Origin of the sequence: Acidovorax sp. K2F (assembly GCF_025246485.1) — a bacterium.
GTDB classification, from domain to species: domain Bacteria; phylum Pseudomonadota; class Gammaproteobacteria; order Burkholderiales; family Burkholderiaceae_C; genus Acidovorax; species Acidovorax delafieldii.
The window spans coordinates 42,286-66,589 of the sequence record NZ_JAOBSQ010000013.1 but is presented as its reverse complement, the minus strand read 5'-3'; the positions used below and the strand labels follow the sequence as shown (position 1 = coordinate 66,589).

Annotated in this window: 25 protein-coding genes and 3 tRNA genes; 13 read left to right on the top strand and 15 right to left on the bottom strand. The window is 61.9% G+C overall.

The genetic code is table 11. From position 1 onward, the window contains the following. Nucleotides 1–68: 68 nt before the first annotated feature. The 7 genes from ureC (at nt 69) to N4G42_RS05660 (ending at nt 5,205) form a co-directional block, all read left to right on the top strand. On the top strand, nt 69–1,787 hold the full coding sequence (ureC, locus tag N4G42_RS05690; protein ID WP_260666474.1) for an urease subunit alpha: 1,719 nt from the start codon (nt 69–71) through the stop codon (nt 1,785–1,787). An 11-nt stretch (nt 1,788–1,798) separates the two neighbouring features. Continuing rightward, the gene (locus tag N4G42_RS05685; RefSeq protein ID WP_056747341.1) at nt 1,799–2,278 is read left to right on the top strand and encodes a GNAT family N-acetyltransferase; all 480 of its coding nucleotides are present in this window, start codon (nt 1,799–1,801) and stop codon (nt 2,276–2,278) included. A gap of 75 nt (nt 2,279–2,353) precedes the next feature. After that, nucleotides 2,354–3,049, top strand: a complete 696-nt coding sequence (gene ureE, locus N4G42_RS05680) for an urease accessory protein UreE (protein ID WP_260666473.1) — start codon at nt 2,354–2,356, stop codon at nt 3,047–3,049. A gap of 10 nt (nt 3,050–3,059) precedes the next feature. Continuing rightward, a complete protein-coding gene (locus N4G42_RS05675; RefSeq protein ID WP_260666472.1) occupies nt 3,060–3,770 on the top strand; it encodes an urease accessory protein UreF in 711 nt (236 codons plus the stop codon). Further along, entirely contained in the window at nt 3,767–4,447 is a 681-nt protein-coding gene (gene ureG / locus N4G42_RS05670) for an urease accessory protein UreG (protein ID WP_056060569.1), read from the top strand. Before N4G42_RS05675 ends, ureG begins: the two co-directional genes overlap by 4 nt. A gap of 19 nt (nt 4,448–4,466) precedes the next feature. Beyond that, nucleotides 4,467–4,554, top strand: a tRNA-Ser gene (locus N4G42_RS05665). Nucleotides 4,555–4,770: 216 nt separating this feature from the next. Then, nucleotides 4,771–5,205, top strand: a complete 435-nt coding sequence (locus tag N4G42_RS05660) for a hypothetical protein (protein ID WP_056062046.1) — start codon at nt 4,771–4,773, stop codon at nt 5,203–5,205. 52 nt (nt 5,206–5,257) lie between these two features. Here the strand turns inward: N4G42_RS05660 and N4G42_RS05655 are convergent, their stop codons facing one another. Both N4G42_RS05655 and N4G42_RS05650 read right to left on the bottom strand, forming a co-directional pair. Next, a complete protein-coding gene (locus N4G42_RS05655; RefSeq protein WP_260666471.1) occupies nt 5,258–5,431 on the bottom strand; it encodes a hypothetical protein in 174 nt (57 codons plus the stop codon). Nucleotides 5,432–5,807: 376 nt separating this feature from the next. Next, the gene (locus tag N4G42_RS05650) at nt 5,808–7,559 is read right to left on the bottom strand and encodes a diguanylate cyclase domain-containing protein (protein ID WP_260666470.1); all 1,752 of its coding nucleotides are present in this window, start codon (nt 7,557–7,559) and stop codon (nt 5,808–5,810) included. A 340-nt stretch (nt 7,560–7,899) separates the two neighbouring features. Between N4G42_RS05650 and N4G42_RS05645 the strand changes: the two genes are divergently transcribed. Next, nucleotides 7,900–8,232, top strand: coding sequence for an I78 family peptidase inhibitor (locus tag N4G42_RS05645; RefSeq protein ID WP_369882092.1), 333 nt, complete (start codon nt 7,900–7,902; stop codon nt 8,230–8,232). Between the two features lie 86 nt (nt 8,233–8,318). Here N4G42_RS05645 and hemW read toward each other — a convergent pair whose 3' ends face one another. From hemW to N4G42_RS05620, 5 genes are all read right to left on the bottom strand, one after another. Then, on the bottom strand, nt 8,319–9,566 hold the full coding sequence (gene hemW, locus N4G42_RS05640) for a radical SAM family heme chaperone HemW (RefSeq protein WP_108497683.1): 1,248 nt from the start codon (nt 9,564–9,566) through the stop codon (nt 8,319–8,321). A 13-nt stretch (nt 9,567–9,579) separates the two neighbouring features. Beyond that, a complete protein-coding gene (gene rdgB, locus N4G42_RS05635; protein ID WP_056747321.1) occupies nt 9,580–10,179 on the bottom strand; it encodes an RdgB/HAM1 family non-canonical purine NTP pyrophosphatase in 600 nt (199 codons plus the stop codon). Nucleotides 10,180–10,228: 49 nt separating this feature from the next. Beyond that, nucleotides 10,229–10,963, bottom strand: coding sequence for a ribonuclease PH (gene rph, locus N4G42_RS05630; RefSeq protein WP_108497687.1), 735 nt, complete (start codon nt 10,961–10,963; stop codon nt 10,229–10,231). 125 nt (nt 10,964–11,088) lie between these two features. Further along, the gene (locus tag N4G42_RS05625; RefSeq protein ID WP_056747320.1) at nt 11,089–11,991 is read right to left on the bottom strand and encodes a PP2C family protein-serine/threonine phosphatase; all 903 of its coding nucleotides are present in this window, start codon (nt 11,989–11,991) and stop codon (nt 11,089–11,091) included. Nucleotides 11,992–12,073: 82 nt separating this feature from the next. Beyond that, nucleotides 12,074–13,090 (bottom strand): serine/threonine protein kinase, encoded by a 1,017-nt coding sequence (locus tag N4G42_RS05620; protein ID WP_015012787.1) that lies wholly within the window; start codon nt 13,088–13,090, stop codon nt 12,074–12,076. A 75-nt stretch (nt 13,091–13,165) separates the two neighbouring features. Between N4G42_RS05620 and N4G42_RS05615 the strand changes: the two genes are divergently transcribed. The 4 genes from N4G42_RS05615 (at nt 13,166) to N4G42_RS05600 (ending at nt 17,337) form a co-directional block, all read left to right on the top strand. Next, entirely contained in the window at nt 13,166–14,083 is a 918-nt protein-coding gene (locus N4G42_RS05615; protein WP_192418269.1) for a YicC/YloC family endoribonuclease, read from the top strand. A 36-nt stretch (nt 14,084–14,119) separates the two neighbouring features. Beyond that, nucleotides 14,120–14,740, top strand: coding sequence for a guanylate kinase (gene gmk, locus N4G42_RS05610; RefSeq protein ID WP_056060545.1), 621 nt, complete (start codon nt 14,120–14,122; stop codon nt 14,738–14,740). Nucleotides 14,741–14,756: 16 nt separating this feature from the next. Continuing rightward, nucleotides 14,757–14,960 carry a DNA-directed RNA polymerase subunit omega gene (rpoZ, locus tag N4G42_RS05605; protein ID WP_005794722.1) on the top strand — a complete coding sequence of 68 codons (204 nt, stop codon included), beginning with the start codon at nt 14,757–14,759 and terminating at the stop codon, nt 14,958–14,960. A gap of 97 nt (nt 14,961–15,057) precedes the next feature. Continuing rightward, nucleotides 15,058–17,337, top strand: coding sequence for a RelA/SpoT family protein (locus N4G42_RS05600; RefSeq protein ID WP_260666465.1), 2,280 nt, complete (start codon nt 15,058–15,060; stop codon nt 17,335–17,337). 71 nt (nt 17,338–17,408) lie between these two features. On the opposite strand, the gene greB is transcribed toward N4G42_RS05600, so the two are convergent. The 5 genes from greB to N4G42_RS05575 all read right to left on the bottom strand — a co-directional run bounded on the left by greB (nt 17,409) and on the right by N4G42_RS05575 (nt 20,068). Continuing rightward, nucleotides 17,409–17,975: a transcription elongation factor GreB gene (gene greB, locus N4G42_RS05595; protein ID WP_260666464.1), complete on the bottom strand. Its 567-nt coding sequence runs from the start codon at nt 17,973–17,975 to the stop codon at nt 17,409–17,411. Nucleotides 17,976–18,054: 79 nt separating this feature from the next. After that, a tRNA-Arg gene (locus N4G42_RS05590) sits at nt 18,055–18,131 on the bottom strand. A gap of 205 nt (nt 18,132–18,336) precedes the next feature. Next, nucleotides 18,337–18,413, bottom strand: a tRNA-Ile gene (locus tag N4G42_RS05585). 50 nt (nt 18,414–18,463) lie between these two features. Then, entirely contained in the window at nt 18,464–19,468 is a 1,005-nt protein-coding gene (hrcA, locus tag N4G42_RS05580; RefSeq protein ID WP_260666463.1) for a heat-inducible transcriptional repressor HrcA, read from the bottom strand. Nucleotides 19,469–19,477: 9 nt separating this feature from the next. Beyond that, the gene (locus tag N4G42_RS05575; protein ID WP_260666462.1) at nt 19,478–20,068 is read right to left on the bottom strand and encodes a recombinase family protein; all 591 of its coding nucleotides are present in this window, start codon (nt 20,066–20,068) and stop codon (nt 19,478–19,480) included. A 551-nt stretch (nt 20,069–20,619) separates the two neighbouring features. Here N4G42_RS05575 and N4G42_RS05570 point away from each other — a divergent pair. Next, entirely contained in the window at nt 20,620–20,982 is a 363-nt protein-coding gene (locus N4G42_RS05570) for a hypothetical protein (protein WP_260666461.1), read from the top strand. Nucleotides 20,983–21,017: 35 nt separating this feature from the next. Here the strand turns inward: N4G42_RS05570 and N4G42_RS05565 are convergent, their stop codons facing one another. Genes N4G42_RS05565 through N4G42_RS05555 form a run of 3 tightly spaced genes read right to left on the bottom strand, consistent with a single transcriptional unit; the run spans nt 21,018 to nt 24,266 of the window. Further along, nucleotides 21,018–22,511: a zonular occludens toxin domain-containing protein gene (locus N4G42_RS05565; RefSeq protein WP_260666460.1), complete on the bottom strand. Its 1,494-nt coding sequence runs from the start codon at nt 22,509–22,511 to the stop codon at nt 21,018–21,020. Then, complete coding sequence (locus N4G42_RS05560; RefSeq protein WP_056060526.1) at nt 22,508–22,846, bottom strand: DUF2523 family protein; 339 nt, start codon at nt 22,844–22,846, stop codon at nt 22,508–22,510. Before N4G42_RS05560 ends, N4G42_RS05565 begins: the two co-directional genes overlap by 4 nt. A 1-nt stretch (nt 22,847) precedes the next feature. Further along, nucleotides 22,848–24,266: a hypothetical protein gene (locus tag N4G42_RS05555; protein ID WP_260666459.1), complete on the bottom strand. Its 1,419-nt coding sequence runs from the start codon at nt 24,264–24,266 to the stop codon at nt 22,848–22,850. Between the last annotated feature and the right edge of the window lie 38 nt (nt 24,267–24,304).

The window sequence follows — 24,304 nt, the reverse complement described above, 5'->3', positions numbered from 1 at the left end:
GCGCCGGTATCAATTGCCCCAGCAGCTATCAAAAACATAGTAAACCGTTCTTGCGGAGCACCCCTCACATGGCAACCATTGGACGACGCGCCTACGCCGAGATGTTCGGTCCCACCGTGGGCGACCGCGTGCGCCTGGCCGACACCGAACTCATTCTCGAAGTCGAGGCCGACTACACCCTGCGCGCCGGCAGCTACGGCGAAGAGGTGAAGTTTGGCGGCGGCAAGACGATTCGCGACGGCATGGCACAGAGCCAGCGCAGCAACGCACAAGGCGCGGTGGACACAGTGCTGACCAACGCCCTGGTGGTAGACCACACCGGCATCTTCAAGGCCGACATCGGCCTGCGCGCAGGCCGCATCGCCGCCATCGGCAAAGCCGGCAACCCCGACACCCAGCCCGGCGTGGACATCGTCATCGGCCCCGGCACGGAGGTCATCAGCTGCGAAGGCAACATCGTCACCGCAGGCGGCATCGACAGCCATATCCACTTCATCTGCCCGCAGCAGATCGAAGAGGCCCTGGCCAGCGGCGTGACCACCATGCTGGGCGGCGGCACCGGCCCCGCCACGGGCACGCTGGCCACCACCTGCACGTCGGGCTCCTTCAACATGGAGCGCATGCTGCAGGCCGCCGACGCCTTCCCCATGAACCTCGGCTTTCTCGGCAAGGGCAACGCCAGCCTGCCCGATGCGCTGCACGAGCAGATCAACGCTGGCGCCATTGGCCTCAAGCTCCACGAAGACTGGGGCACCACGCCCTCGGCCATCAGCAACTGCCTGGATGTGGCCGAAGCCACCGACACGCAGGTGGCCATCCACAGCGACACGCTCAACGAATCGGGCTTTGTGGAGAACACCATTGCCGCCGTGGGCGGGCGCGGCATCTGCGCCTTCCACACCGAGGGCGCGGGCGGCGGCCATGCACCGGACATCCTGCGCGTGGTGGGCGAAGACAACTTTCTGCCCAGCTCCACCAACCCCACCATGCCCTACACCCAGAACACGCTGGACGAGCATGTGGACATGCTCATGGTGTGCCACCACCTCGATGCCAGCATTGCCGAGGACCTCGCCTTTGCCGAGAGCCGCATCCGCAAGGAGACGATTGCGGCCGAGGACATCCTGCACGACCTGGGCGCCATCAGCATGATGTCCAGCGACAGTCAGGCCATGGGCCGCGTGGGCGAAGTCATCCTGCGCACCTGGCAGACGGCGCACAAGATGAAGGTGCAGCGCGGCAGCTTGCAAGGTGACACGGCCCGCAACGACAACACGCGCATCAAGCGCTACGTGGCCAAATACACCATCAACCCCGCGATTGCGCATGGCATCAGCCACGAGGTGGGTTCTCTCGAAGTCGGCAAGTGGGCCGACATCGTGATCTGGAAGCCCGCGTTCTTTGGTGTCAAGCCCGCGCTGATCCTGAAGGGCGGACTGATTGCCATGGCTGCGATGGGCGACCCCAACGCGTCCATCCCCACACCGCAGCCCGTGCACTATCGGCCCATGTTTGGCGCGTTTGGCGGGGCCATCGCCAAAACGTCGCTCACCTTTGTCTCGCAGGCAGGATTGGCTGCTGGCATTGGCGAGCGCTTTGGCCTGCGCAAGACGCTTTCCGCCGTGCGCAACATCCGCGGCATCCGCAAGCGCGACATGGTGCACAACAGCTACACGCCCAAGATGGAGGTGGACGCGCAGACCTACACCGTGCGCGCCGACGGCCAGCTGCTCACCTGTGAAGCGGCCACCGTGCTGCCCATGGCACAGCGCTACTTCCTGTTCTGAGGTTGCTTCCCATGAACGCCTTGCTGCAAGACCTGCGGATCCGCCTGGACGACCTGACCGATCCCCGCATCGAAGCCTTCATGCAGGAGCATTTGAAGGACATGCGTGCCACCTCGCCACCGGAGAGCGTGCACGCGCTCGACATGGTGCAACTGCGCCAGCCTGAGATCCGCTTCTGGACGGCCTGGCGCGGCGATGACGAGCTGGTGGGTACCGGCGCACTCAAGCACTTGGATGCCGACCATGCCGAGCTCAAGTCCATGCGCACAGCAGCCAGCGTGCGTGGCCAGGGAGTGGGCCGGGCCGTGCTGGAACACATCCTGGGCCAGGCGGTGGACCTGGGCTACCAGCGCATCAGCCTGGAAACGGGCACCCAGCCCTTCTTTGAACCCGCGCACCAGCTGTACCTGCGCTATGGCTTTACCGACTGTGCACCATTCGGCAGCTACCGGCCCGATCCCCACAGCCGCTACATGAGCCGCACCCTGTAGCGCATCCGCGCATCGCCTTTCGGCCAGGGCCACAATGTTGACCTCGCCTATCCGGCTCCGCCCTTCCCTCTTGCCATGATCCAGGTCTCCAAACTTCTCCCCCAAGGCCAAGGCCTCGCTCCCGTACTGCTCAAGCGCGCCACCACCATCGAGCTGGACTGGGACGTGCGCCAGAAAAGCCGATTTGCAGCCACCGACTCGGCCGGACGCGAACTGGGCATCTTCCTGCCCCGTGGCACCCTGGTGCGCGGCGGCGATGTGCTGGTGGCCGAAGACGGTTCCATGGTGCGCGTGATCGCAGCGCCGCAGCCGGTGCTGGTCATCACCCACTGCGAACACCACGGCACACCGTTTGACCTGACCCGCGCCGCCTACCACCTGGGCAACCGCCACGTGCCCATCGAGCTGCAGCCCGACCACCTCAAGATCGAGCCTGACCACGTGCTGGCCGACATGCTGCGCGCCATGCACCTCATCGTGAACGAGCAAAACCTGCCGTTTGAACCCGAAGGCGGTGCCTATGCTGCGGGGCATGGCGGCGGGCACCACCATGGGGGTCACGGCCATAGCCACGATCACGATCACGATCACGATCACGACCACGACCACGACCACGAGCATGCTCACGCGCACGATCATGGCCATGACCACGGGCACACGCACACAGAGGTACCGGCTGCGGCCACGCCCCCGGCCCGAGGCCGCACGGTGTCCATCCCCGTGGTGGCCCAAGGGCACGTGCACGGCCCGAACTGCAACCACGACCACTGAGCCACCGCCCATGCGCCTGGACCGCCCCACGCCGCTGCCGGCCGCCAGCTTTTTGCAGCTGATGTGGCTGGCCTCCCCTGCACTGCCGGTGGGCGGGTTTTCGTATTCCGAGGGGCTGGAAAGCGCCATTGAAAACGTGGGCCTCGCCAGCGAAACCGCCGTGGGTGACTGGCTGCAGGACCAGCTCCACATCACCCAGGCCCGGGGCGACATGGCCCTCATCGCCAAGGCTGTGGGTGCGTGGCGGCGCGCCGACTGGGCGCATGTGCGCGAACTCAACGACTGGGTGCTGCACACCCGAGAAACGAGCGAACTGCGCATGCAGACCGAGCAAATGGGCCGGTCGATGGCCGACTGGCTGCGCAATCAGAACCAGGGCGACGAGACCCTGATGCCCGCCGTGCGCCACCTGGCCGCATTGCCCCCCACCTACCCTGTGGCATTCGCACTGGCCGCCTCCACCACCCAGGCGCCCGTGCGCGACGTCCTGCTGGCCTACGCTTTTGGCTGGGCGGAGAACATGGTGCAGGCCGCCCTCAAATCCATGCAGCTGGGCCAAAGCGCCGGCCAGCGCATCCTGGCCCGGCTGGCCGATGCAATCCCAGCCGCAGCCGACCATGCCATCGGGTTGATGGACAGCGAGCGCCAGGCCTTTTCGCCCATGCTCGCCATCCTGTCAGCCCAGCACGAAACCCAATACTCCCGCCTCTTCCGATCATGACCACCAGCAACCTGCACCACGTACCGAACCGCACCAAGAATCTGCCGCCCCTTCGCGTGGGCATCGGTGGCCCCGTCGGCTCCGGCAAGACCACGCTGCTGGAAATGCTGTGCAAGACCATGCGCGATGACTACGACCTCATCGCCATCACCAACGACATCTACACCAAGGAAGACCAGCGCCTGCTCACCGTGAGCGGCGCGCTGCCCGCAGAGCGCATCCTGGGCGTGGAAACCGGCGGCTGCCCCCACACCGCCATCCGCGAGGACTGCTCCATCAACTTGGAGGCCATCGACCGCATGCTGGGCGAGTTCCCCAACGCAGACATCGTGTTTGTGGAAAGCGGCGGCGACAACCTGGCCGCCACCTTCAGCCCCGAGCTGAGCGACCTCACCATCTACGTCATCGATGTGGCCGCTGGCGAAAAAATCCCCCGCAAGGGCGGCCCTGGCATCACCAAAAGCGACCTGTTCATCATCAACAAGACCGACTTGGCCCCCCACGTGGGCGCCAACCTGGATGTGATGCATGCGGACACCACCCGGATGCGCACCAACGCCCAGGGCCTCAAGCCGTTTGTGATGACCAACCTCAAAACCCTGGCCGGCGTGGCCGATGTGGTCAAGTTCATCGAGACCCGGGGCATGCTGAAAAAATCAGCACCCGCAGTCGGCTAGAATTCGCGCCTTCCCTCCCGGAGACTTGGGTGAGTGGTTTAAACCAGCAGTCTTGAAAACTGCCGACGGGCAACCGTCCGTGAGTTCGAATCTCACAGTCTCCGCCAGTTCTCGGCCCGGCGCAGCTACAACAGCGAAATGTGCGCAAAGGCCAGTGCAGCAACATGTCTGTGGCTGACCACCCCTCACTCAACCCGATTCACAAGAACGCATCTGCCCCCTAGACTGCGTTTTTACTGAGCCTTGCTGCATCCATGGGCAGGACTGAGAAATTGGGTGTGGGCCTGCGGCCTGAAGTGACTAGCCATGTCGAGGAGAGAAGGATGTTGTCGTCGGCCCTCTACGCATCGTTCTTTTTCACGGTGGCCCTGCTGGTCACCACCGCCTACTTCTTGATGGGTGGTCTGCCGCTTCTTACGCTAAAACATGACACCCCACTGGACGCGCGGTTCGTTCGGGGGTTTTTCAACGTGTACTACCGTGCTGCGTTCTGGGCGTCACTGGGGGCGTTTGTAAGCTATGCGCTTTGGGGCAGGTACCCCTTTGCAATCGGCGTGGCGGTCAATGCCTGCATCGTCTCGCTGCTGCGCAAGCACTTGTTGCAAGCCATGCAGCAGCTCGGTGCACAGATCGAGGCGAGTAGCGACGGAGCGATTCACCACTTTCGCCGCGTGCATTCGGCGGCGCTCTTCGTCAACCTGGTTCAGTTGGTGGCGATCGTTTGGGGGCTGTTGTGGTTGTCCCAGCAGCTCAAGTAGACCTCTCGGTGGGGTGCCACGCCGGGCCTGTGCCCTGCGTGTGGCCTTTCTTTCACCTCGCCAGTCCCGCTCCCTGCGGTGCGATGGGAGTCAAATCTTCAGGGCGGCATACCTCTTCGCTGTGCGCCAAACGAATCCACAGACCGGTGCGTTTGATGATGACGTAGTCCACGCTCACCGTTCTGCCTTTGTAGAGAAATTGCGCGCCGGGTTTGTACAGAATCATTCTTGTGATGTAGCGCGCTGGGATGGCCGGAGGATGACGACATCACCCATTCCGCAATGGTGCCAACAGATGGGCGCCGGGGCTTTGCCGCCCGGCAAAAGACCTACGACGCAGTCGCTTTTTCACCCCCATGTTGATGCCGAAGGGCGGACAAAAAAAAGCCCGCAGGTTGCGGGCTTAACACTTGCACGATGCAAGCGGGAGGGATGTCGAGGGGTATCGACGTGGCAATGTTAGGACGGTGACCCGTGAGGGCATGTAGGACAGAGCCGATTCCTCCAGAGGCGCGCGCAAGGGCTGAAACGTGTGTCCCCGGGTCCCGGACCGCTTGGCAGCCTGCGGCCGCCATAGGGTCAATGCACCGCTCACCCAGCGCTCAAGTGCCATAGATCCGTGCGCAGCCCCGTCCAGTGGCTTTGGCGAGGTACATCGCGGAATCGGCCTTGCGCAGGAGTTCTTCGGCCTCGGTTCCGTCGCCGGGCGACAGGACGATACCGACGGACGCGCCGATTTGCAGGGCGTGCGCCTCGATCTCGGTGGGCTGCCCCAGCGCCTGCACCAGGCGATCGGCCAGGCGGTAGGCGCTTTCGCGGTCGGACACCCCACGTTGCAACAACGCAAACTCATCACCGCCCAGCCGCGCCACCACGTCGTCCTCGCGCGCAGCCTGCGTCAGTTGCCGGGCCACCCAAACCAGCAACTGGTCGCCCACCGCGTGGCCGTAGCGGTCGTTGATGGGTTTGAAACCGTCCAGGTCCACATACAACACGGCAAAGCCACGGCCCAGGCGGTGCACATCGGTGGCGGCGGACTGTAACGCTTGCAAAAAGGCCGTGCGGTTCACCAAGCCCGTCAGGCCGTCGTGCTCTGCGACGTGGCGGATCTGCTGCTCGGCCTGCTTGCGCTGGGTGACGTCGGTAAAGGTGCGCAGCGCTCCCCCGCCTTTGATGGGTACGGTCTGGACCTCCAGGATGCGCCCGTCGGGCCGGGGGCGGTCGTACACCTGCAGCTGATCGACTCCACCGTTGCTGTGCAGCAGCATGTCCTGGATGTCTTGGGAGGCACCCTTGAACTCACCGCGAGCGCGCAGGTAGGCCAGCACATTCATCAGTGTGGGTTTGGACGCCATCAGCTCGGCGGGCAGCTCCAGCAGCTCCAGTGCACGGCGGTTGCACAGCTCGACGACCCCGGCGGCACTGATCTTGGCCACGCCCTGGTCCATGTTTTCCAGCGTGGCTTCGAGCAGGATGGATTTCTCGCGCAATTGCGCCTCGCTGTCGCGGGCGCTGCGTTCCGCCTGGGCCAGCAAGCGCTGCTGGCGCTTGAGTTCGGTGATGTCCACATGGGCATAGAACACCGTGCCGTCGCTGCCCTGTTTGGCGATGACGCGGCTCCAGCGGCTGCGGGGCAAGGGCACCTCAAACGGCGCCCCCGCAAAACGCATGTGCTCCTGCAAGATCGACAGGCCGTCGTAAAAAGGCGCCATATCTCCCTGACCTTCGACGGACCAGGCGTGGCGGTACACCTCGTCGAACGCTTTACCCGCGGCAGCCGTACGGTCCGACAGGCTATACATCTGCATAAAGGGCTGGTTGACCCACTGGATGCGCTGATCTTCGGCACAGATCATCAACCCATCGGGAATGCGGTCGAACAGTTCGGAGCTTTCAAACAGCGGACTGCGCAGGTAGCCGGGCTCATGGATGTCGGCCTCGGCCGGCGTAGCGAGCGTGGCTTGCGCGCTCTGCAGCGGCAGCGCCTCGGCACGCCACAGGCGCACCCGCCCCACGCCTTCAATGGGCAACGACGACACATGCACGCGCAGCCCCCGGTGATCGAAGCTGTAGGGGCGGGTCTGCGCCCGGTGGCGCTCGACCCCGGCGGTGATGTAGCGCTCGATGTTGGGCAGCTCCTGGGCATCGAGCCGCTGGTTATAGAAGCGGCGCAGGTTGGCTTCGTAGGGCTCGCCCTCGTACACATGCCCCTCGTGCTCCGGGAAGAACTTGAAGAAGGTCCTGTTCCAGGCCACCGTGCGGTCGCTGTCGTCAAACGCGCACAGCGCCACGTCCAAACCATCCAGGGTGTCACCCAGGGCACGGATGAGGCGGAGGCGAGAAGCGTCAGGCATGGTCAGGAGGTTGGATACGGCACTGTCAGCACAAGCCCGTGCAACACACTGGCCCAGGTGGCAAGGGGTCTGCCAACGCCGACGCACAGCGCCGGTCGCTTCATTGTGCGGAACCGTACTTACAGCAAACCGTCTGAGGGCCACGGACAAGTTGAAGGCAGCGGTTTGTGTTGCGCCAGCACCACAATATCTTGATGCAAGTCAAGACTCAACCGAGACCAGCGCGGATGCTAGGCCCCGTCGTCGTTACGGCTGGAAACTGATCCATAGCTTGACCGGAACCCTGTCGCGCCTGCGTTCCGCTATGGTGGGTGTTTTGTACCCAGGAGCTAGCCGCATGATGAAAAAAACCACCCCTTTTGCCGTCGCCTGTTGCCTCGCCCTGGGAGCAGCTGTGACTGGATGTGCGGGTTACGGACAAACACCCGCACCACCCGCCAGCACGGCACCGACAGGCGCAGCGCCCGGAGGCATGTGCAATGCCCAGCCCGCGCAGTTTGCAGTGGGACAAAACAGCACGGCATCGATCGTGGAGTCTGCACGGCAGCGCTCGGGCGCGCAGACGGCGCGCATCCTGCGCCCAGGGCAAATCATCACCAAGGAATACGACACCCAGCGGCTGAACCTGGAGGTAGATGGCAATGGCCGCATCCTTGCGGCAAAGTGTGGCTGAGCTTGCCCCTGGCTGCCGAATGGCCTGAGGGCCTGCCAACAATCTCCCCGGAGATCACAAACCGGCTTTGATGGAGCCTCCCTCCGTCAGTCCGCCAGAAACAGCTCCTGCAGATCGCTCAGGAAGTCAAAGCCCCGCTCGGTAGGCCGTACACGCGCCATGTGGCGCTCGATCAGGCCCTTGCGCTCGGCAGCCTCCAGGCCCTTGGCGATGGTGGTCAACGGCAGGCCTGTGCGGGCCATGAAGTCCTGCAGCGCAAAGCCTTCGCGCAGGCGCAGGGCGTTGAGCATGTACTCAAACGGCAGATCGGTGCGGCGCACCTCGTCGTCCTGCGCCACGGCATGGCCTGCCAGGGCGTTGTCCATGTAGCGCGCGGGGTCCCGAAAGCGCACCTGTCGCACCACGCGGTGCGCAAAGCTCAGCTTGCTGTGCGCGCCCGCGCCGATGCCCAGATAGTCGCCAAATTGCCAGTAGTTGGTGTTGTGAAAACACTGGTGGCCCGGCTGCGCATACGCAGAAATCTCGTACCGCGCCATGCCCGCCTGCCCCGTCATCTCCGTGATCCGGTCAAGCATGGCGTAGGCCTGGTCGTCCTCGGGGATGGCCGGGGGGAACTTGGCGAAGTAAGTGTTGGGCTCAATGGTGAGGTGATAGATGGAGATGTGCGGCGGCTTGAAGGCCAGCGCGGTTTGCAGGTCCTGCTCCAGCTCTGGCAGCGTCTGGCCCGGCAGGGCGTACATGATGTCGAGGTTGAAGGTGTCGAAGGACGCAGCGGCCTCCTCCACCGCCGCCATCGCCTGGGCACGGTCGTGCACGCGGCCCAGGGCCTTCAGGTGCTGGTCGTTAAAGCTCTGCACCCCTACCGACAGGCGCGTGACACCCGCCGCGCGGAAGGCGCGAAAACGGTCTTTCTCGAACGTACCGGGGTTGGCCTCCATCGTGATCTCGCAATCTGGCTCCAGCCGCAGACGGGCGCGGATGTCGCCGATCAGCCGGTCGATGGCTGCCGGCGAAAACAGGCTGGGCGTGCCGCCGCCAATGAAGATGCTGTGCACGGACCGCCCCCAGACCAGGGGCAGCGCGGCCTCCAGGTCGGCCATCAGAGCATCAATGTAGCGCTGCTCGGGCACCTCGCCGCCGGAGGCATCCGCGCGAAATTCGTGCGAGTTGAAGTCGCAGTACGGGCATTTCTTGAGGCACCAGGGCAGGTGCACGTACAGAGACAGGGGCGGCAGGCTGGGCAGCTGCAACAGGCCCGGGCGCATGTAGTGCTGGATGTCGCGCACCACGGCAGGTTCGGCCTCGGCCTGTGGCGTGATCGGAATATGAACCACGGTCAGCGCCCTTCTACAACCAGCGTTCGCGCATCAGCGCCAGCATCTGTGCGGCCGATCGGCCCCGGTGGCTGTGGGCGTTTTTCACCTCCACGGGCAGCTCGGCAAAGGTCTTGCCGAACTCGGGGATGAACATCACGGGGTCGAAGCCGAAGCCGTTGCTGCCCCGGGGTTCGGTGGTGATCTCGCCCACCACGCGGCCCACGGCGATCAGCGGCTCCGGGTCTTGCGGGCTGCGCACGGCGACCAGGGTGCTGACCATGGCGGCGCGGCGGTTGGTCACGCCTTGCAGTTGCTCCAGCAGGGCGCGCACGTTGTTGTCGTCGCTTTTCTCGTAGCCGAACTGGGTGCAGTAATACGCGGTGTCCACGCCCGGCAGGCCGCCAAAAGCGTCCACACACATGCCGGCATCGTCGGCCAGCGCCGGCAAGCCCGTGTGTTCGGATGCAAACCTTGCCTTGGCCAGGGCGTTTTCGACAAAGGTGCGGTAAGGCTCCTCGGCCTCACCCACGCCCAGGTCGGCCTGCCGCACCAGCTCCACGCCCAGGGGCGCAAACATGGCCTGCAACTCGGCCAGTTTGCCGCGGTTATTGGATGCCAGAACAATTTTCATGGTCAAAATGGCCGCAAGCGCTAGTGAAATATGCGCAAGCAGCTATCAATTAAGGAGTATTTTGCAGGGCTTGCTGCTGCAGCTGCACCAGCTGGGCGATGCCCTGTTCGGCCAGCCCCAGCAGTTGGTCCATCTCGGCGCGGGTAAAGGCCACGCCTTCGGCTGTGCCCTGCACCTCCACATAGTGGCCTGCGCCCGTCATCACGACGTTCATGTCGGTGTCGCAATCCACGTCTTCCACATATTCCAGGTCCAGCAGCGGCGTGCCCTGCACGATGCCCACCGAGATCGCCGCCACTGGCTGCAGCAGGGGCGACTGGGCGATCTTGCCGCTGGCCAGCAGCTGGTTGACCGCATCCTGGGCCGCGACCCAGGCGCCGGTAATGGCAGCCGTGCGCGTGCCACCATCGGCCTGGATCACGTCGCAGTCGAGCTGGATGGTGCGCTCGCCCAGCAGTTGAAGGTCAAACACGGCGCGCAGGCTGCGGCCGATGAGGCGCTGGATCTCCTGCGTGCGGCCAGTCTGCTTACCCCGTGCGGCCTCGCGGTCGCTGCGGGTGTGGGTGGCGCGCGGCAGCATGCCGTACTCCGCCGTGACCCAGCCCTCGCCGCTACCGCGCTTGTGCGGGGGCACACGCTCTTCCACCGAGGCGGTGCAGAGCACCTTGGTGTTGCCAAACTCAATCAGCACCGAGCCTTCGGCGTGCATGGTGTAGTGGCGCGTGATGCGCACAGGGCGCAGTTGGTTGGCGGCGCGGTTGCCGGTGCGGATGAAGGTGGTCATGTGATTCTCTATATCAAGCGAGTCGCCCACCTGCGTCATGAGGCGGGCGATGAAAGGCGAAAAAACCTGATTCCATGCATTCGCATGGAGGGAGCCTGGATGCAACCCACAGCGCCGATGGCAGTTCAGGCCTTGCGGGCAGCAGAGCGACGGATGGCTTCGTTGATTTCGGCGATCGACCGCTCAATGGCCGCATCGTCCAGGTCATCCACCAGCCCATCGAGCGGGCCCGCCTGGATGGTGGACGCAAAAACGTCGTCGCTGATGCTGTCCGTGGACACCCCCTGGGTGGACTCGAACGCATCTGGCGTCTCCCACTCCAGAGCCACCACGGTCACGTTGTCACTGCTGTCCCCGGCTTTGCGAAGGGCATCTTCCACCAGCTCGGGCACAGCGTGCGACACGGTGTTGCGGCCCAGCTGCTTGGCGATGTCTTCGTCGCTGAGCGTGCCCCACAGGCCGTCTGAGCACAACAGAATGCGATCGCCCTGCTCCAGGTACACAGGGCCGGTAATGTCGTAAATGGGCTTGGTGGGGGAACCCAGGCAGGTGAACAGCACGTTGCGGTTGATCTTGTCCAGACCAGGGGGCGGCGTGTTGCGCAGCTCCATGTACGAGTGGTCCCGCGTACGGGTCAGCAGATCGCCATCGCGCACCATGTACAGGCGCGAGTCTCCGCAATGGATCCAGGTAGCGGTACCGGCCTGCAACACCGCCGCGACCAAGGTGGTGCGCGGTGTGTCGAGCATGCCTTTCTCTGTGGCGTAGCGCAGGATCTGGTGGTGTGCCGCGAGCAACGCGCCGGACAGGAACTCCTGCACATCCTTGAGCTGGGGTTTGGCCTGGCGCTGGAACAGCGCCGAGATGGTCTGCAGCGCGATCTGTGCGGCCACTTCACCTTCAGGGTGGCCACCCATGCCGTCGGCCAATACAAACAGGCCCGATTCGCGCGTGTAGCAATAGCCCATGCGGTCTTCGTTCTTCTCGCGGCCGCCACGGCGGCTGATCTGGAATACCGAGAACTTCATAAGGACTCACGCAAACAAGGATGCACCCGGGCGCCATCCGTGGACATGTACCTCGCCCGAACCCGCATTGCGTGCGTCTGGTTCATTTGGGCTTGGCTCCGATACCGGTGGCTTCACCCACCTTCTGCACATTTTTCTTGGTGTCAGACACCAGGGTGTCCAATTGCAGTCGCATCTTCTCGGCCACCGTGAGCTTGGTGTAGCGGCGCTCACCCTCGCGGCTGAGCTCTTTCTGCAAGGCAAACACCGACTGGGGGCGGGACAGCGGGTCAAGCGCCATGCACCACTCCACCACCTCGATCAGGTTGTCGGAATACACGCCACGCAACTTGGTCAGGGCGAGCGACAGGCGGTCCTTGTCCACGCGCTGCGGCGCCTCGTTGGGCGGAAAGCCCTGCATGCAGGCGTAAATGCAGGCGCCGATGGCGTAGATGTCGGTCCACGGCCCCATCTGCGAATCGCGCCGGTACATCTCGGGCGCAGCAAAGCCGGGGGTGTACATGGGGCGGATGAAATTGCCCTCCTTGCTCAGCACTTCGCGCGCCGCGCCGAAGTCGATCATCACGGCCTTGTTGTCGTCGGTGATGAAGATGTTGGCGGGCTTGATGTCCAGGTGCAGCATCTTGTGCTGGTGCACGATGCGCAGGCCGCGCAGCACTTCGTCGAACAACGAGCGGATGGTGGACTCGCGGAACACCTTCTGTGTCTTGAGGTCGCGGGCGGTGATGATGAAGTCCTGCAGGGTCGCGCCCTCCAGATAGTTCATCACCATGTAAACGGTTTCGTTCTCGCGGAAGAAATTGAGCACGCTCACCACGGAGGCGTGCGAGATCTGGGCCAGCGAGCGGCCCTCTTCAAAGAAGCTCTTGAGCCCCAGGCGGTACAGCGAGAGCTTTTCGGGCGGCACCTTCGGAAGCAACTCACCAGGAGCGCGGGTCGCCAGGGACGAAGGAAGGTACTCCTTGATGGCCACCTGCTGGCCTTCGGCGTCGAGGGCCAGATAAACCACACCAAAACCACCGGAGGACAACCGGCGCACCACACGGTAACCGCCAATTGCGGTATCGGGCGGCAAGGGGGCCGGTTTGATTTTTGACATATTTTGCGAAGATGATTCGGGGGTAAGGCGGAACCCGGATAATCGCCGGATCGCAAGCAACCATCAAAAAGTCCAATGCCAGTTTACAGCATGACCGGATACGCCAGCGCACAGCATGGCGCATCTGCCACTGGCGCTGAAACCGACGCCCGCGCCCCCCAGACGCGCCGGCTGGGACTGGAAATCCGATCCGTCAACAGCCGCTTTCTGGACCTGTCGTTTCGCCTGCCTGACGAGCTGCGCGCTATGGAGCCCACGCTGCGCAGCTTGCTCACAGCGCGCCTGAAACGCGGCAAGGTCGAAGTGCGAGCCGCCCTCGACACCGACGACAGCAACAGCCTGCAAGACCCGCCTGCACGACTGCTGCAGCGGCTCAACTCTTTGCAGGACTCCGTCAGGGCTTGGCTGCCCAGCGCTGCCCCCCTCACCGTGGCCGACGCCTTGCGCCTGTGTGCCAATGCACATTCGGGCACCGAGGACTGGAGCGAAGCCGTTCCGGCCCTCGCGGAAGAAGCATTGACCGCCCTGCTGGCCGCCCGCGAACGTGAGGGCAAACGCCTCGCAACCATGCTGCTGGATCGCGTCAAGCAGCTGCGGGCCTTGGCCGAACAGGCGGTCCCCATGGTTCCGCTGCTGGTGGAGCAGCAACGCCTGCGCTTCATGGAGCGCTGGAAAGAGGCGATGGCCCTCACCGACGGTTCTACCCTCCCCGAGGCTGCCCGTGACCGCGCATTGACCGAGGCCACGGCGTTTGCCATCCGCATCGACGTGGCAGAAGAGATCACGCGGCTGGATTCGCATCTGGATGAAATCGAGCGCCTGCTGAAAAAAGGTGGCGAAGTGGGCAAGCGCCTGGACTTCCTGATCCAGGAACTCCACCGCGAAGCCAACACGCTGGGCTCCAAATCTGCCGCGCTCGACCTCACCCGCATCAGCGTGGACATGAAGGTGCTGATCGAGCAGATGCGCGAGCAAGTGCAAAATATCGAATAACACTCATTTTTTGATAGCGCCTGGCGCACATCAACCATGGACTATCCAGGAAATCTCATCGTCGTGGCAGCACCCAGTGGTGCTGGCAAGTCCAGCTTGGTCAAGGCCTTGCTGGAGCTGGACTCGCATGTCCACCCCTCCATCTCGCACACCACCCGTGCGCCCCGCGGCCAGGAAAAGCATGGCCGCGAATACTTCTTCGCGTCGGAGTCCGAGTTCGACGCCATGGTGCAAGGCAACGCGTTTGTCGAATGGGCCCATGTGCACGGCAACCGCTATGGCACATCCAAGAAAGCCATTGAAGAGCGCATTGCCCAGGGCTCAGATGTGATTCTGGAAATCGATTTCCAGGGCGCACTGCAGATCAAGCAGGCATTTGCCAATGCGGTGCTGGTTTTCATCCTCCCGCCCAGCTGGGAAGAACTGCGATCGCGGCTGGAGCGGCGGGGCGAAGACTCTGCGGATGTCATCGAGGTACGCCTCAAAAATGCTGCCATCGAGATGGCCCAGGTCAGCAAATTCGACTTCGTTATAATTAACGAGTTGTTTGAGCGCGCGCTTTTCGACCTGAAAGCCGTAGTTCACGCCCAGCGACTCAAGTACGCCGCTCAGCGCCGCGCCCGTGCTGACACCTTTCAGTCGCTCAATATCACCTGAATCCCCGGAGTAAACGATGGCACGCATCACCGTAGAAGACTGTCTGGAAAAGATCCCCAACCGCTTCCAGCTCGTACTGGCCGCCACGTACCGTGCCCGCATGCTCAGCCAGGGCCATGCTCCACGCATCGAAAGCCGCAACAAGCCCGCCGTGACTGCCCTGCGTGAAATCGCCGAAGGCAAAGTGGGTCTGGAGATGCTCAAGAAGGTTCCCGGTTGAACGTTCTGTTGGGCAATGCCCATCCAAAAGCACCGCGCCAGCGGTGCTTTTTTTTGCCCGAAAGTCCTCTGGCGCAGTCCCGCGCTACATTTAAGGCATGAACGCGGTGCTCAATTCACCTTCTGCAACGCAGCCTCGCCCGGGCGACCCATCTCAGGCAGGCAATCTATCGGCAGCCGCTGCGGCCGCCAATGCGGCTGCGGCCAGCTTCGCCGCACTGACCGATAGCCTGGACTACCTGGACGCCGTCAGCATCGAGCAGGTGCGCCAGGCGTACCGTTTTGCCGATGAAGCCCACCTGGGGCAGCTGCGCAACAGCGGTGAGCCCTACATCACCCACCCTATTGCAGTGGCCGCGCAGTGCGCGGCGTGGAAGCTCGATGCCCAGGCGCTGATGGCCGCGCTGCTGCACGACGCCATGGAAGACTGCGGCGTGACCAAGGCCGACCTGATCGACCGGTTTGGCGCCCCGGTGGCCGAACTGGTGGATGGCCTCACCAAGCTGGACAAGCTGCAGTTCAACACTCGCGAAGAAAATCAGGCCGAGTCGTTTCGCAAAATGCTGCTGGCCATGGCGCGTGATGTACGCGTCATCCTCATCAAGCTGGCCGACCGAACGCACAACATGCGCACGCTGTCGGACATGCCGCGCAGCAAATGGGGCCGCATTTCGTCCGAGACGCTGGAAATTTATGCCCCCATTGCCCACCGCCTGGGCCTGAATCAGACCTATCGTGAACTGCAGGACCTGGCCTTCCGACACCTGCACCCCTGGCGCTATGCCACACTGGCCAAGGCCGTCAACAAATCCCGCAACCGCCGGCGCGATCTGGTTCAGAAGGTGCAGGCCGAAGTGGATGCCGCCTTCTCCAAGATCGGCATGAAGGTGCGCCTGGCAGGCCGCGAGAAAACGCTGTATGCCATCTATCAAAAGATGGACCTCAAGCACCTGAGCTTTGCCCAGGTGACGGACATCTACGGCTTTCGAGTCATCGTGCCGACTGTGACCGATTGCTACACCGCCTTGGGTGTACTGCACCAGATGTACAAGCCGGTACCTGGAAAGTTCAAGGACCATATTGCCATTGCCAAACTCAACGGCTATCAGTCTCTGCACACCACCCTGGTGGGGCCCTCGGGCGTGAACATCGAGTTCCAGATGCGCACCGATGAGATGCACGTGATTGCCGAAGCCGGCGTGGCAGCACACTGGCTGTACAAGGCCCAGGACGGGGAAGGTACGGCAGCCGAGCGCCTTGGCACCAAGTGGCTGCAGTCCTTGCTGGACATACAGAACGAAACACGGGATGCGGCGGAGTTCTGGGATCACGTCAAGGTGGACCTGTTTCCCGATGCGGTCTACGTCTTCACACCCAAAAGCCAGATCATGGCGTTGCCGCGCGGCGCCACGGTGGTGGACTTTGCCTATGCCATTCACAGCAATGTGGGTGATCGGACGACCGCCGCCAAGATCAATAACGAGCAGGTTCCGCTGCGCACCGAACTCAAGAACGGGGACGTGGTGGAGATCATCACCGACCCCGTTTCCACACCCAACCCAGCGTGGCTTGGTTTTGTGCGCACGGGTCGAGCACGGTCCAAGATCCGCCATTACCTCAAAACCTTGGCCCAAACCGAGTCCGAAGGGCTGGGTGAAAAACTGTTGACTCAAGCCATCCGAGCGGAAGGCCTCGAACAACTGCCCCCCGTCAGCGCTGAGACCCAACCGCTGTGGGACAAGCTGCTGCGCTTCACCGGCAATCGCACGCGCAGCGAGCTGATGACCGATCTGGGCCTGGGCAAACGCATTGCCAGCATCGTCGCCAAACGGTTGATGGTGCTGATGTCGGAGCATGGCCACCGTCCGGATGCTCTGCTCATGACTCGTGAGCGCTACACATCTCACGAAACCCTGTCGCAAGGGGCCGTCACGCTGGATGGCAGCGAGAATGCCTCTGTGCAATATGCCACCTGCTGCCGTCCCGTGCCGGGCGACAGCATCGTCGGTTATCTGGGCCGCGGTGAGGGACTGGTCGTGCACAACGCACATTGCAGTGTCGCCAAACGTCTGCAGCATAAAGACAGCGAACGCTTCATTGCCGTGGACTGGTCGGACGAGCCCACCCGAATGTTCGAAACGGGCGTGGTCGTTACCGTGAACAACGGCAAGGGGGTGCTGGCACGCGTGGCAGCGGAGCTTGCCAATTCAGAGGCCGACATCACCCACGTGGACATGGACGATGAGGCGGCCTTGGACACCACGGATCTGCGATTCATCGTGGCGGTTCGCGATCAGGCCCATCTCGAGCTGGCATTGCGCAACCTGCGCCGCACACAGGCTGTGCTGCGTGCAGCCAGGATTACTCCACAACCCTGACACCTCAGCACGGCACCAAGCCCTGAGGTCGATACAACAGACGCGCAGGTCGGCGTCTGTGTGCGAACGGGTTACGTAGCGGCACTACGAGGCGGGTACTGCACCTCCACCACCTCCAAATGGCGCACTCCGCCCGGCGTGGGTAACTGCACCTCGTCCCCAACGCGCGCCTTCAGCAGCGCCCGGGCCACAGGTGAAATCCAACTGACCTGACCCATACGGCTGTCAGCCTCGTCAATGCCCATGATGGTGATCGTGCGCTCACCATCCTCGTCGTCGGAGTAGGTGACGGTGGCTCCAAAGAAGACCTGTTCACTGCCCGCATGCAAACTAGGGTCCACCACCTCGGCGATCTCCAGCCGCTTGGTCAAAAAACGAATGCGCCGATCAATTTCGCGCAGGCGCTTCTTGCCATAGAGGTAGTCGCCGTTTTCAGACCGGTCTCCGTTGCTGGCCGCCCAGTGCACCACATCCACGATCTTCGGCCGCTCGCTATCGATGAGATCCAACAGCTCCGCCCTTAGACGTGCATAGCCTGACGGGGTGATGTAGTTTTTGCCACCCGGCGGCAAAGGAGGCAGTGCCAATCCTTCGTCATCGTCGGCGCTATCGGTTTCCTTGGTAAAAGCCTTGCTCATTGCCAGAACTCTCCAATCAGCGCAAAGCGCCTGGACAAATGAAAAAGCCTGCAATCTTACGATTGCAGGCTTTAAACATTGGTGCGGCTGGCAGGAATCGAACCCACGACCCCTTGGTTCGTAGCCAAGTACTCTATCCAGCTGAGCTACAGCCGCTAAGCTTCGAATTATAGCATGATTTCTTGGCGACCCTTGAAATTTGCTTTTTTTCTGATTGCTTTCCTGAATCAGGCCATGCAAACAGACAGTCAATTCAACGCAAGCCGAGATTGTAATGCACGATGAAGGCTCCAAAAACAAACTGAGCGCTTTGGATCACAAAACACATCGTTTGTTGATGGATTCACCCTGCAAGCGAGGGTGGTAGGGCGTGTTGGACTTGAACCAACGACCAAAGGATTATGAGTCCTCTGCTCTAACCAACTGAGCTAACGCCCCCAGCCATGCTCCAGCGCTATACAACGGGGCAAGCGCCGTATTGTAGGGGCTTACTTGCGGTGGCTGAGCGCGTTGGACAACAGCTTGGAGGTGATGTCTACAATCTGGATCATGCGGTCGTATGGCATGCGCGTAGGACCAATCACGCCCAAAGTCCCCACCACCTTGCCATCAACCTCATAGGGGGAGCTGACGATCGAAAGCTCTTCAAAGGGCACAACCTGGCTCTCGCCACCGATGTAGATGCGCACCCCTTCCGCTTGGCTGGAGATGTCCAGAAGGCGAAGGATTTGTGTCTTCTGCTCAAACAAGTCAAATGCCCTGCGCAGGTTGCCCATGTCGCTGGAGAAATCACTGACGGACAGCAGGTTGCGCTCTCCAGAAATCACCACCTCGTCCTGCGCCTCGGACAGTGCCTCTGAGCCTACGTTGACTGCCGCCTGCATAAGCGATGCGATCTCTCCGCGCAGTACATCGACCTCGGACTTCAAACGTTCTCGCACCTGCTCCATTGCGAGTCCGGCGTAGTGGGCATTCAGGAAGTTGGAGGCCTCTACCAGTTGCGACTGAGAGTGATCCACCTCGGTGAAGATCACGCGATTCTGTACGTCACCTTCCGGCGACACGATGATGACGAGAAAGCGCTTTTCGGAAAGTCGAAGAAACTCTATGTGGCGAAATACCGAGGTACGCCGAGGTGCCATCACCACTCCAACGAACTGGGAGAGGTTGGACAACAGCTGCGCAGCGTTGGCAATGACTTTTTGTGGCTGTTCAGGTGCCAGCTGGGGCGGCATGACAGACTCCCGCTGCACCGTGAGCATCGTGTCCACAAACAATCGGTATCCACGCGCTGTGGGAATACGGCCAGCGGAGGTATGGGGACTCGCAATCAGCCCCAGCTCTTCCAGGTCCGCCATCACGTTTCGTATCGTGGCAGGCGACAAATCCAACCCGGACGCGCGGGAAAGGGTACGCGACCCTACGGGCTGCCCATCAGCGATGTAACGCTCGACCAGGGCTTTGAGCAACAACTTGGCACGGTCATCGAGCATGGAATGATTTTACTTTTGTAATCGTGTTTTGGCCCAGCGTCCGCGCCCCTCATGGCGGTGGATGTGGTCACGTAAGCTACTGACGGAAACCCCCAGCATATCCGCAAGGGTGCGCTGGTCATACCAACCGGAGCGCCAACAGGCTGCAGCCTGGGCCACATCGTCATCAGACAAGGCACGCTTCCGGCCCCAAGTCTTCCCCGCAGCCCGCGCAGCACGCTGACCAGCTAAACACCTCTCCCTGATCAATTCGCGCTCAAACTCGGCGAAGGCAGAGAGCAGGTGAAGGAACATGCGGCCATGAGCCGTGTCAGTTTCAATTGACTCGGTCAACGAACGGAAGCCTACACCCTTCGCTTTCAGGTATTCAAAGACCTTGACGAAGTGGGAAACAGACCGCGCAAGGCGGTCCAGTTTGTAGACCACCAACACATCGCCCTTGACCAACACGGTCAACAGCTTATCGAGCTCGGGGCGCTGCTTCACAGCAGAGCGCTTTTCTTGCACAACCTTGTCAATGCCAGCGCGCCGGAAGGCTGCTAGCTGTGCTGCCGTGTTCTGTTCAAGGGTTGAAACGCGGGCGTAGCCGTAAATGGTCACCGGTATCTGTTGAATAAAAAGCTGATGACGATCACCACAAGCAAGGCCAAAACAGTGCGCCACCTGGAAGCACGCACTGCGCGCCTCCTATCAGCTTCTGACATGCGAAAAGCCGCGCGCTCTACGTAGCCTGTTTTCTTTCGCCACCAATCCCGATACCAATCTCTGTTGTCTGCTCCCATTGATGGATCGTAACAAAGGGCAAGAGAACAAACAGCCATTAGATTGAGCTTGCTTCGCAGCTTTAGGCGCTCGCCGCGCAGCGTCCGTTGCCCGTGAGAGGTAGCGCCCAGCACCATTCCCCAGATTTCTTCGCCTCTTCGGCCAACGCTAAGCCAGGACCGCGCCTGCGGCTCTTTGGGTTGCTGCGGGGGGAATCCATAAAGCTGCGCTTTACAAACCCTCCCCCCTCCGCAACCCAATCCCGGCAACGCTAATGGCACGGCGAAGAACTCAGGGGATCGGTGCAAGCGAGGCCAGCTTGCACGGGCAACAGACAACAGTTGTCCGGCTCGGAATCTAGGGGCCCGGTACACATGAAGGGGAACTCCATGATCGCAAGCAACTACCGCAAATTTCCTGAAGCTCTGGCGCTGCAGATGCCTTTGCAGTTCGGGCGCTTGCTGGTGTGGGCTACGTCGCGGCCGACGACGCGGCTGCTGCGGGCGATCAGGGCAGAGCGCGGCGCAGCTTTCAAGGCAGCGGGCCGGGTGGCCTATCCAGTGCGCAAGACGACGCCGAGCTGGGCGCGTGAGCTGGCGAAGAAGGTGCGCGACCTGGGCAAGCTGGTGAAGGCTGCGCAGGTGGCGCTGGTGTTCGCTGAGCCAGTGAAGCGCAAGGGCTTCGGCGGGCACATCGACCGCATGCGCGCAATGCGCCCGCTGGCCCGGTGCCCTATCGCGATCAGCGCGTGAATTGTCTTGGCCAGATCCGTTTTGGCGACATTTGGTCATCCGGTAAAGTGCCGGTATGGACTTTGTAACGTTGGCGGTCCAATGGGCCGCAATGCATCCGTGGTTGGCGTCGGCTGGAATGGTGATCCTGGCGGTAGCACTCTTTGCGGGGTCTGCTCGGCTCTTGGGTTCACGACGCCGGGCAAATATGCTGCAGCTTCGGATACTGCCGAAGGGGAAGCAGAAGGACTGGCGCTCGACGGTCTATAACCCCGTTCAGTTCCGGCGCCCGAAGCGCTAGAGCGGCCTGATTCAACCTCCACCACAACCGGCCTATCCTGCGCGCCCTGAGCCAATACAGGAGCGTCGCAGGTGATGGCCTGGGCCTTGCCCTTCCACCGCAACGTGCCCGCGCAATCCGTGAGCGGTTGCCATGTGTAGCCCATCGCCTGCAAGTCTCTGCTGTCAATCGTGCTGATGCGCTGCCCTGAGTTCGACACTGCGAAGGTGTACACGGTCTGAGCGCCCATAGTGATGCGGCCAGTCAGGTGCAAGCCCTTGCTTGCATAAGGCTCCGGCGTGGCATCAGGATCAGCGCTGGAGGCCGCTTGTGCAGGGGCTGGCGCCTGGATATCACTGGCGGTTTTGATGATGTGCGCAGGCTGGTCTGGTGCGCGCAAGGTGCCACCGGGTGGAAGGGCCTTCAGGTCTTTCGTCCATTGCATGTCGGAGGTCTTTTGGACCTGGCTTTTTGCATCCGACTTGGGCCAGTACATCCAGGCAATCACGATGGCCGTGAAGATCCAGAAACCCCACGTGAAGCGGCGCAGCTTGACGCTCAACGGGGCCACATCCTGGGCGCCTGATTCGGCAACGCTGTTGCCTTGCGTGTGGCTCTTGTACAGCGGGAAATACTGCGGCTTGTAGGGGCGCTCTTCCACGCTGATGACCGCACCGCGATAGCCCGCGTGCACCTTGCGGATGTAGCAACCCTTCTTGCCGAGAATGTCCGCTTTACGGCAGCGCACCAGCATTGCCATCAGCCGGGCAATGGGCTGGTTGATGTCCCTAAAGCTCTGCGTCATCAGCAAGATATCGCAGTTGAAATGGCGGTGGAGCTTGAAGAACTCGACCACCTCCTTTGCCGTTCCAACAGCGGGCAACGCAAGGTGGCATTCGTCGATGATGAACACCGGGCCTTGCCCGGTTTCAGGGTGCTTCCACGTGCTGTAGTAGTCCCACACATGGCCGAAGACAGAAACCGCCTCAGTGGGCTTGTGCTGCCTTGCGGAGTCGTCAAACAGCGTGAAGGCATTGCCATTGCCCTCATCGTCCATGGCGTCAGCGTCCCATGTGCCCATCACAGGTTTTGGCCTGCGGCGCAGCTCGACCAGGTGCGTGTAACTGGGATCGATTGCCGCAAACATTTCCACGATCAGCGGGAGGTTTGTGATGACCTTGCGCCCCTGCTGCAGCATCGGCAGCACGTGGTAAACGACAGCCTCATAGCTCTTGCCAGAGCCGGGAATCCCTTCCAGCCCGTTGATCATGATCCGAGCCTGACGAACGGGATGAGCTGCAGCACGAGGCGCACGCCGATGGCGGCAACGATGATGGCTGAGGCGGTGCCGATACCAAGCAGGCCGAGGATGTTCAACAGCTCAGCGGGCAGCGATCCCCAGGCGCCGACCTGGGAGGCTAGACCGGTCATGTCAATGGCCTGAATGGCAGACACCACGATGTCCATGATCTGCTCAAAGGGCCAGCAGGCTGCGTCGCGGATGAAGTCCCAGCCAGCCGTCATAACGGCCTTGTAGAGGTTGCCAATCCAGGTGAGGACGGCTGAGATTTTCTCGATGATGAGATTGAAGAACTTCGCAAGCATGTCAGCCGCCAAAGATCAAAGAGCGGGCCAGCATCAGCGCAGAAATGATGATGATGGTTTTTGCAACGTCCCATATCCAGCATGGGGGCGCGACGTTGTATTCCCCGTAGCTGGACCATGAGCCGAAGTTCAAAGGGATCACCCAGGAGGGACAAGCGCCAACCGTGAGGGTCGTGGGCATGAGCTGCCCGGCAAGGGTAAACGTGCTGGACTGCTTAATCAGCTGGCTTTTTTGGTTCCAGATGCCTACGAGGCCGTCCGGATATTTGCGCTCGTAGAGCTTGGGAATGGGGGGTAACGGCTGGTCGGTTATCTCGCCATCTTCACAAGCGACGATGTTCGGATGCTTCTCGCACAAGTCCTGTTTTTCGTCTTCTGTGGGCTTGTTGGAGGGATCAGCAACCGGATCAATCGTGATGGGGTCATTCATGCCTTGGGGCGTTGGCAGGTAGCGATAACCAGGGCGCGTATCCAGGCGCCAGGGCTGGTCGTAGGTCGGACTGGGTATGTAGTCGGTGTACGGCTGCCGGTATGGCTGGTTGGTGGGAGAGGCCGGCGCGTTGGGGTCGTAGTTGGGGTTAGGTTCTGGATTGCCGGTAGGAACGCGCCAAGGCTGAGACGTGGGGTTAGCGCCTGGGGATGGATTGACCCACGGCGAAGGAGATTCGACAGGCAGGGGGGTAGGCTGGGGCAACTCACCGGGCACAGTAGGCGGCATGGGCTTTGGGGCCAGTGCTTCTTCGAATTCCTGTTGAGTGACTTGCTTTGGTGGAGGTGTTTGCACGCAGCCTGCGGGCGTGTAGTACCAACCAGCAGGACATGTGGAATTGCCGAACACCTCGACCCCTACGGTGTAGTTGCCGGTGCGGCCGTCGCTCATGCGGTAGGAGAAATTGCACTGATAGCCGTTGCTGGTGCCAGAGAGCGTGTAAGTGACGGAAGAATTGGACATGAACGCGCCCCTTGCAGAGCAAGCCGCCTCCAGCGAATAGTGATACTGTGAGGCGCCGGGCCAAGCTAGATATCTTTTGCCGTCCGATAGATATGCGTCGTCTCCAGGCTTGGAGGACTTCCATGTTTTGGATGCCTCATCCCACACCAGATTCGCAGCAAGAAGCCACGCGGCAATGCCCACGGCAGTGCGCAGGTGTGGACTCACATAAATGACTGCCGCTGCGACGCGCCCTGCAGCGTTGCCAAGGCGGTACGCAACGCCGACTTTCTGACCGGCTGAGCCCGGCACAGGTAGAACTTTGGATTGCCTCAGAACCCGATCTACAACGGTGTCACCTGGGGATGGTGCGACAGTCCAATTGCCAGGGGAGCCGCCAAAGCCAGGGGGTGGCGACGGCGCCACGAAGGCGTGCGCGGAGAAAGAACAAGCGGCGAGGACGGACAGGGCAAGGAGTTTTTTAGTCATCAGTTGCTCCTGAATCCGAGCACAAAGCAGACGGCGCC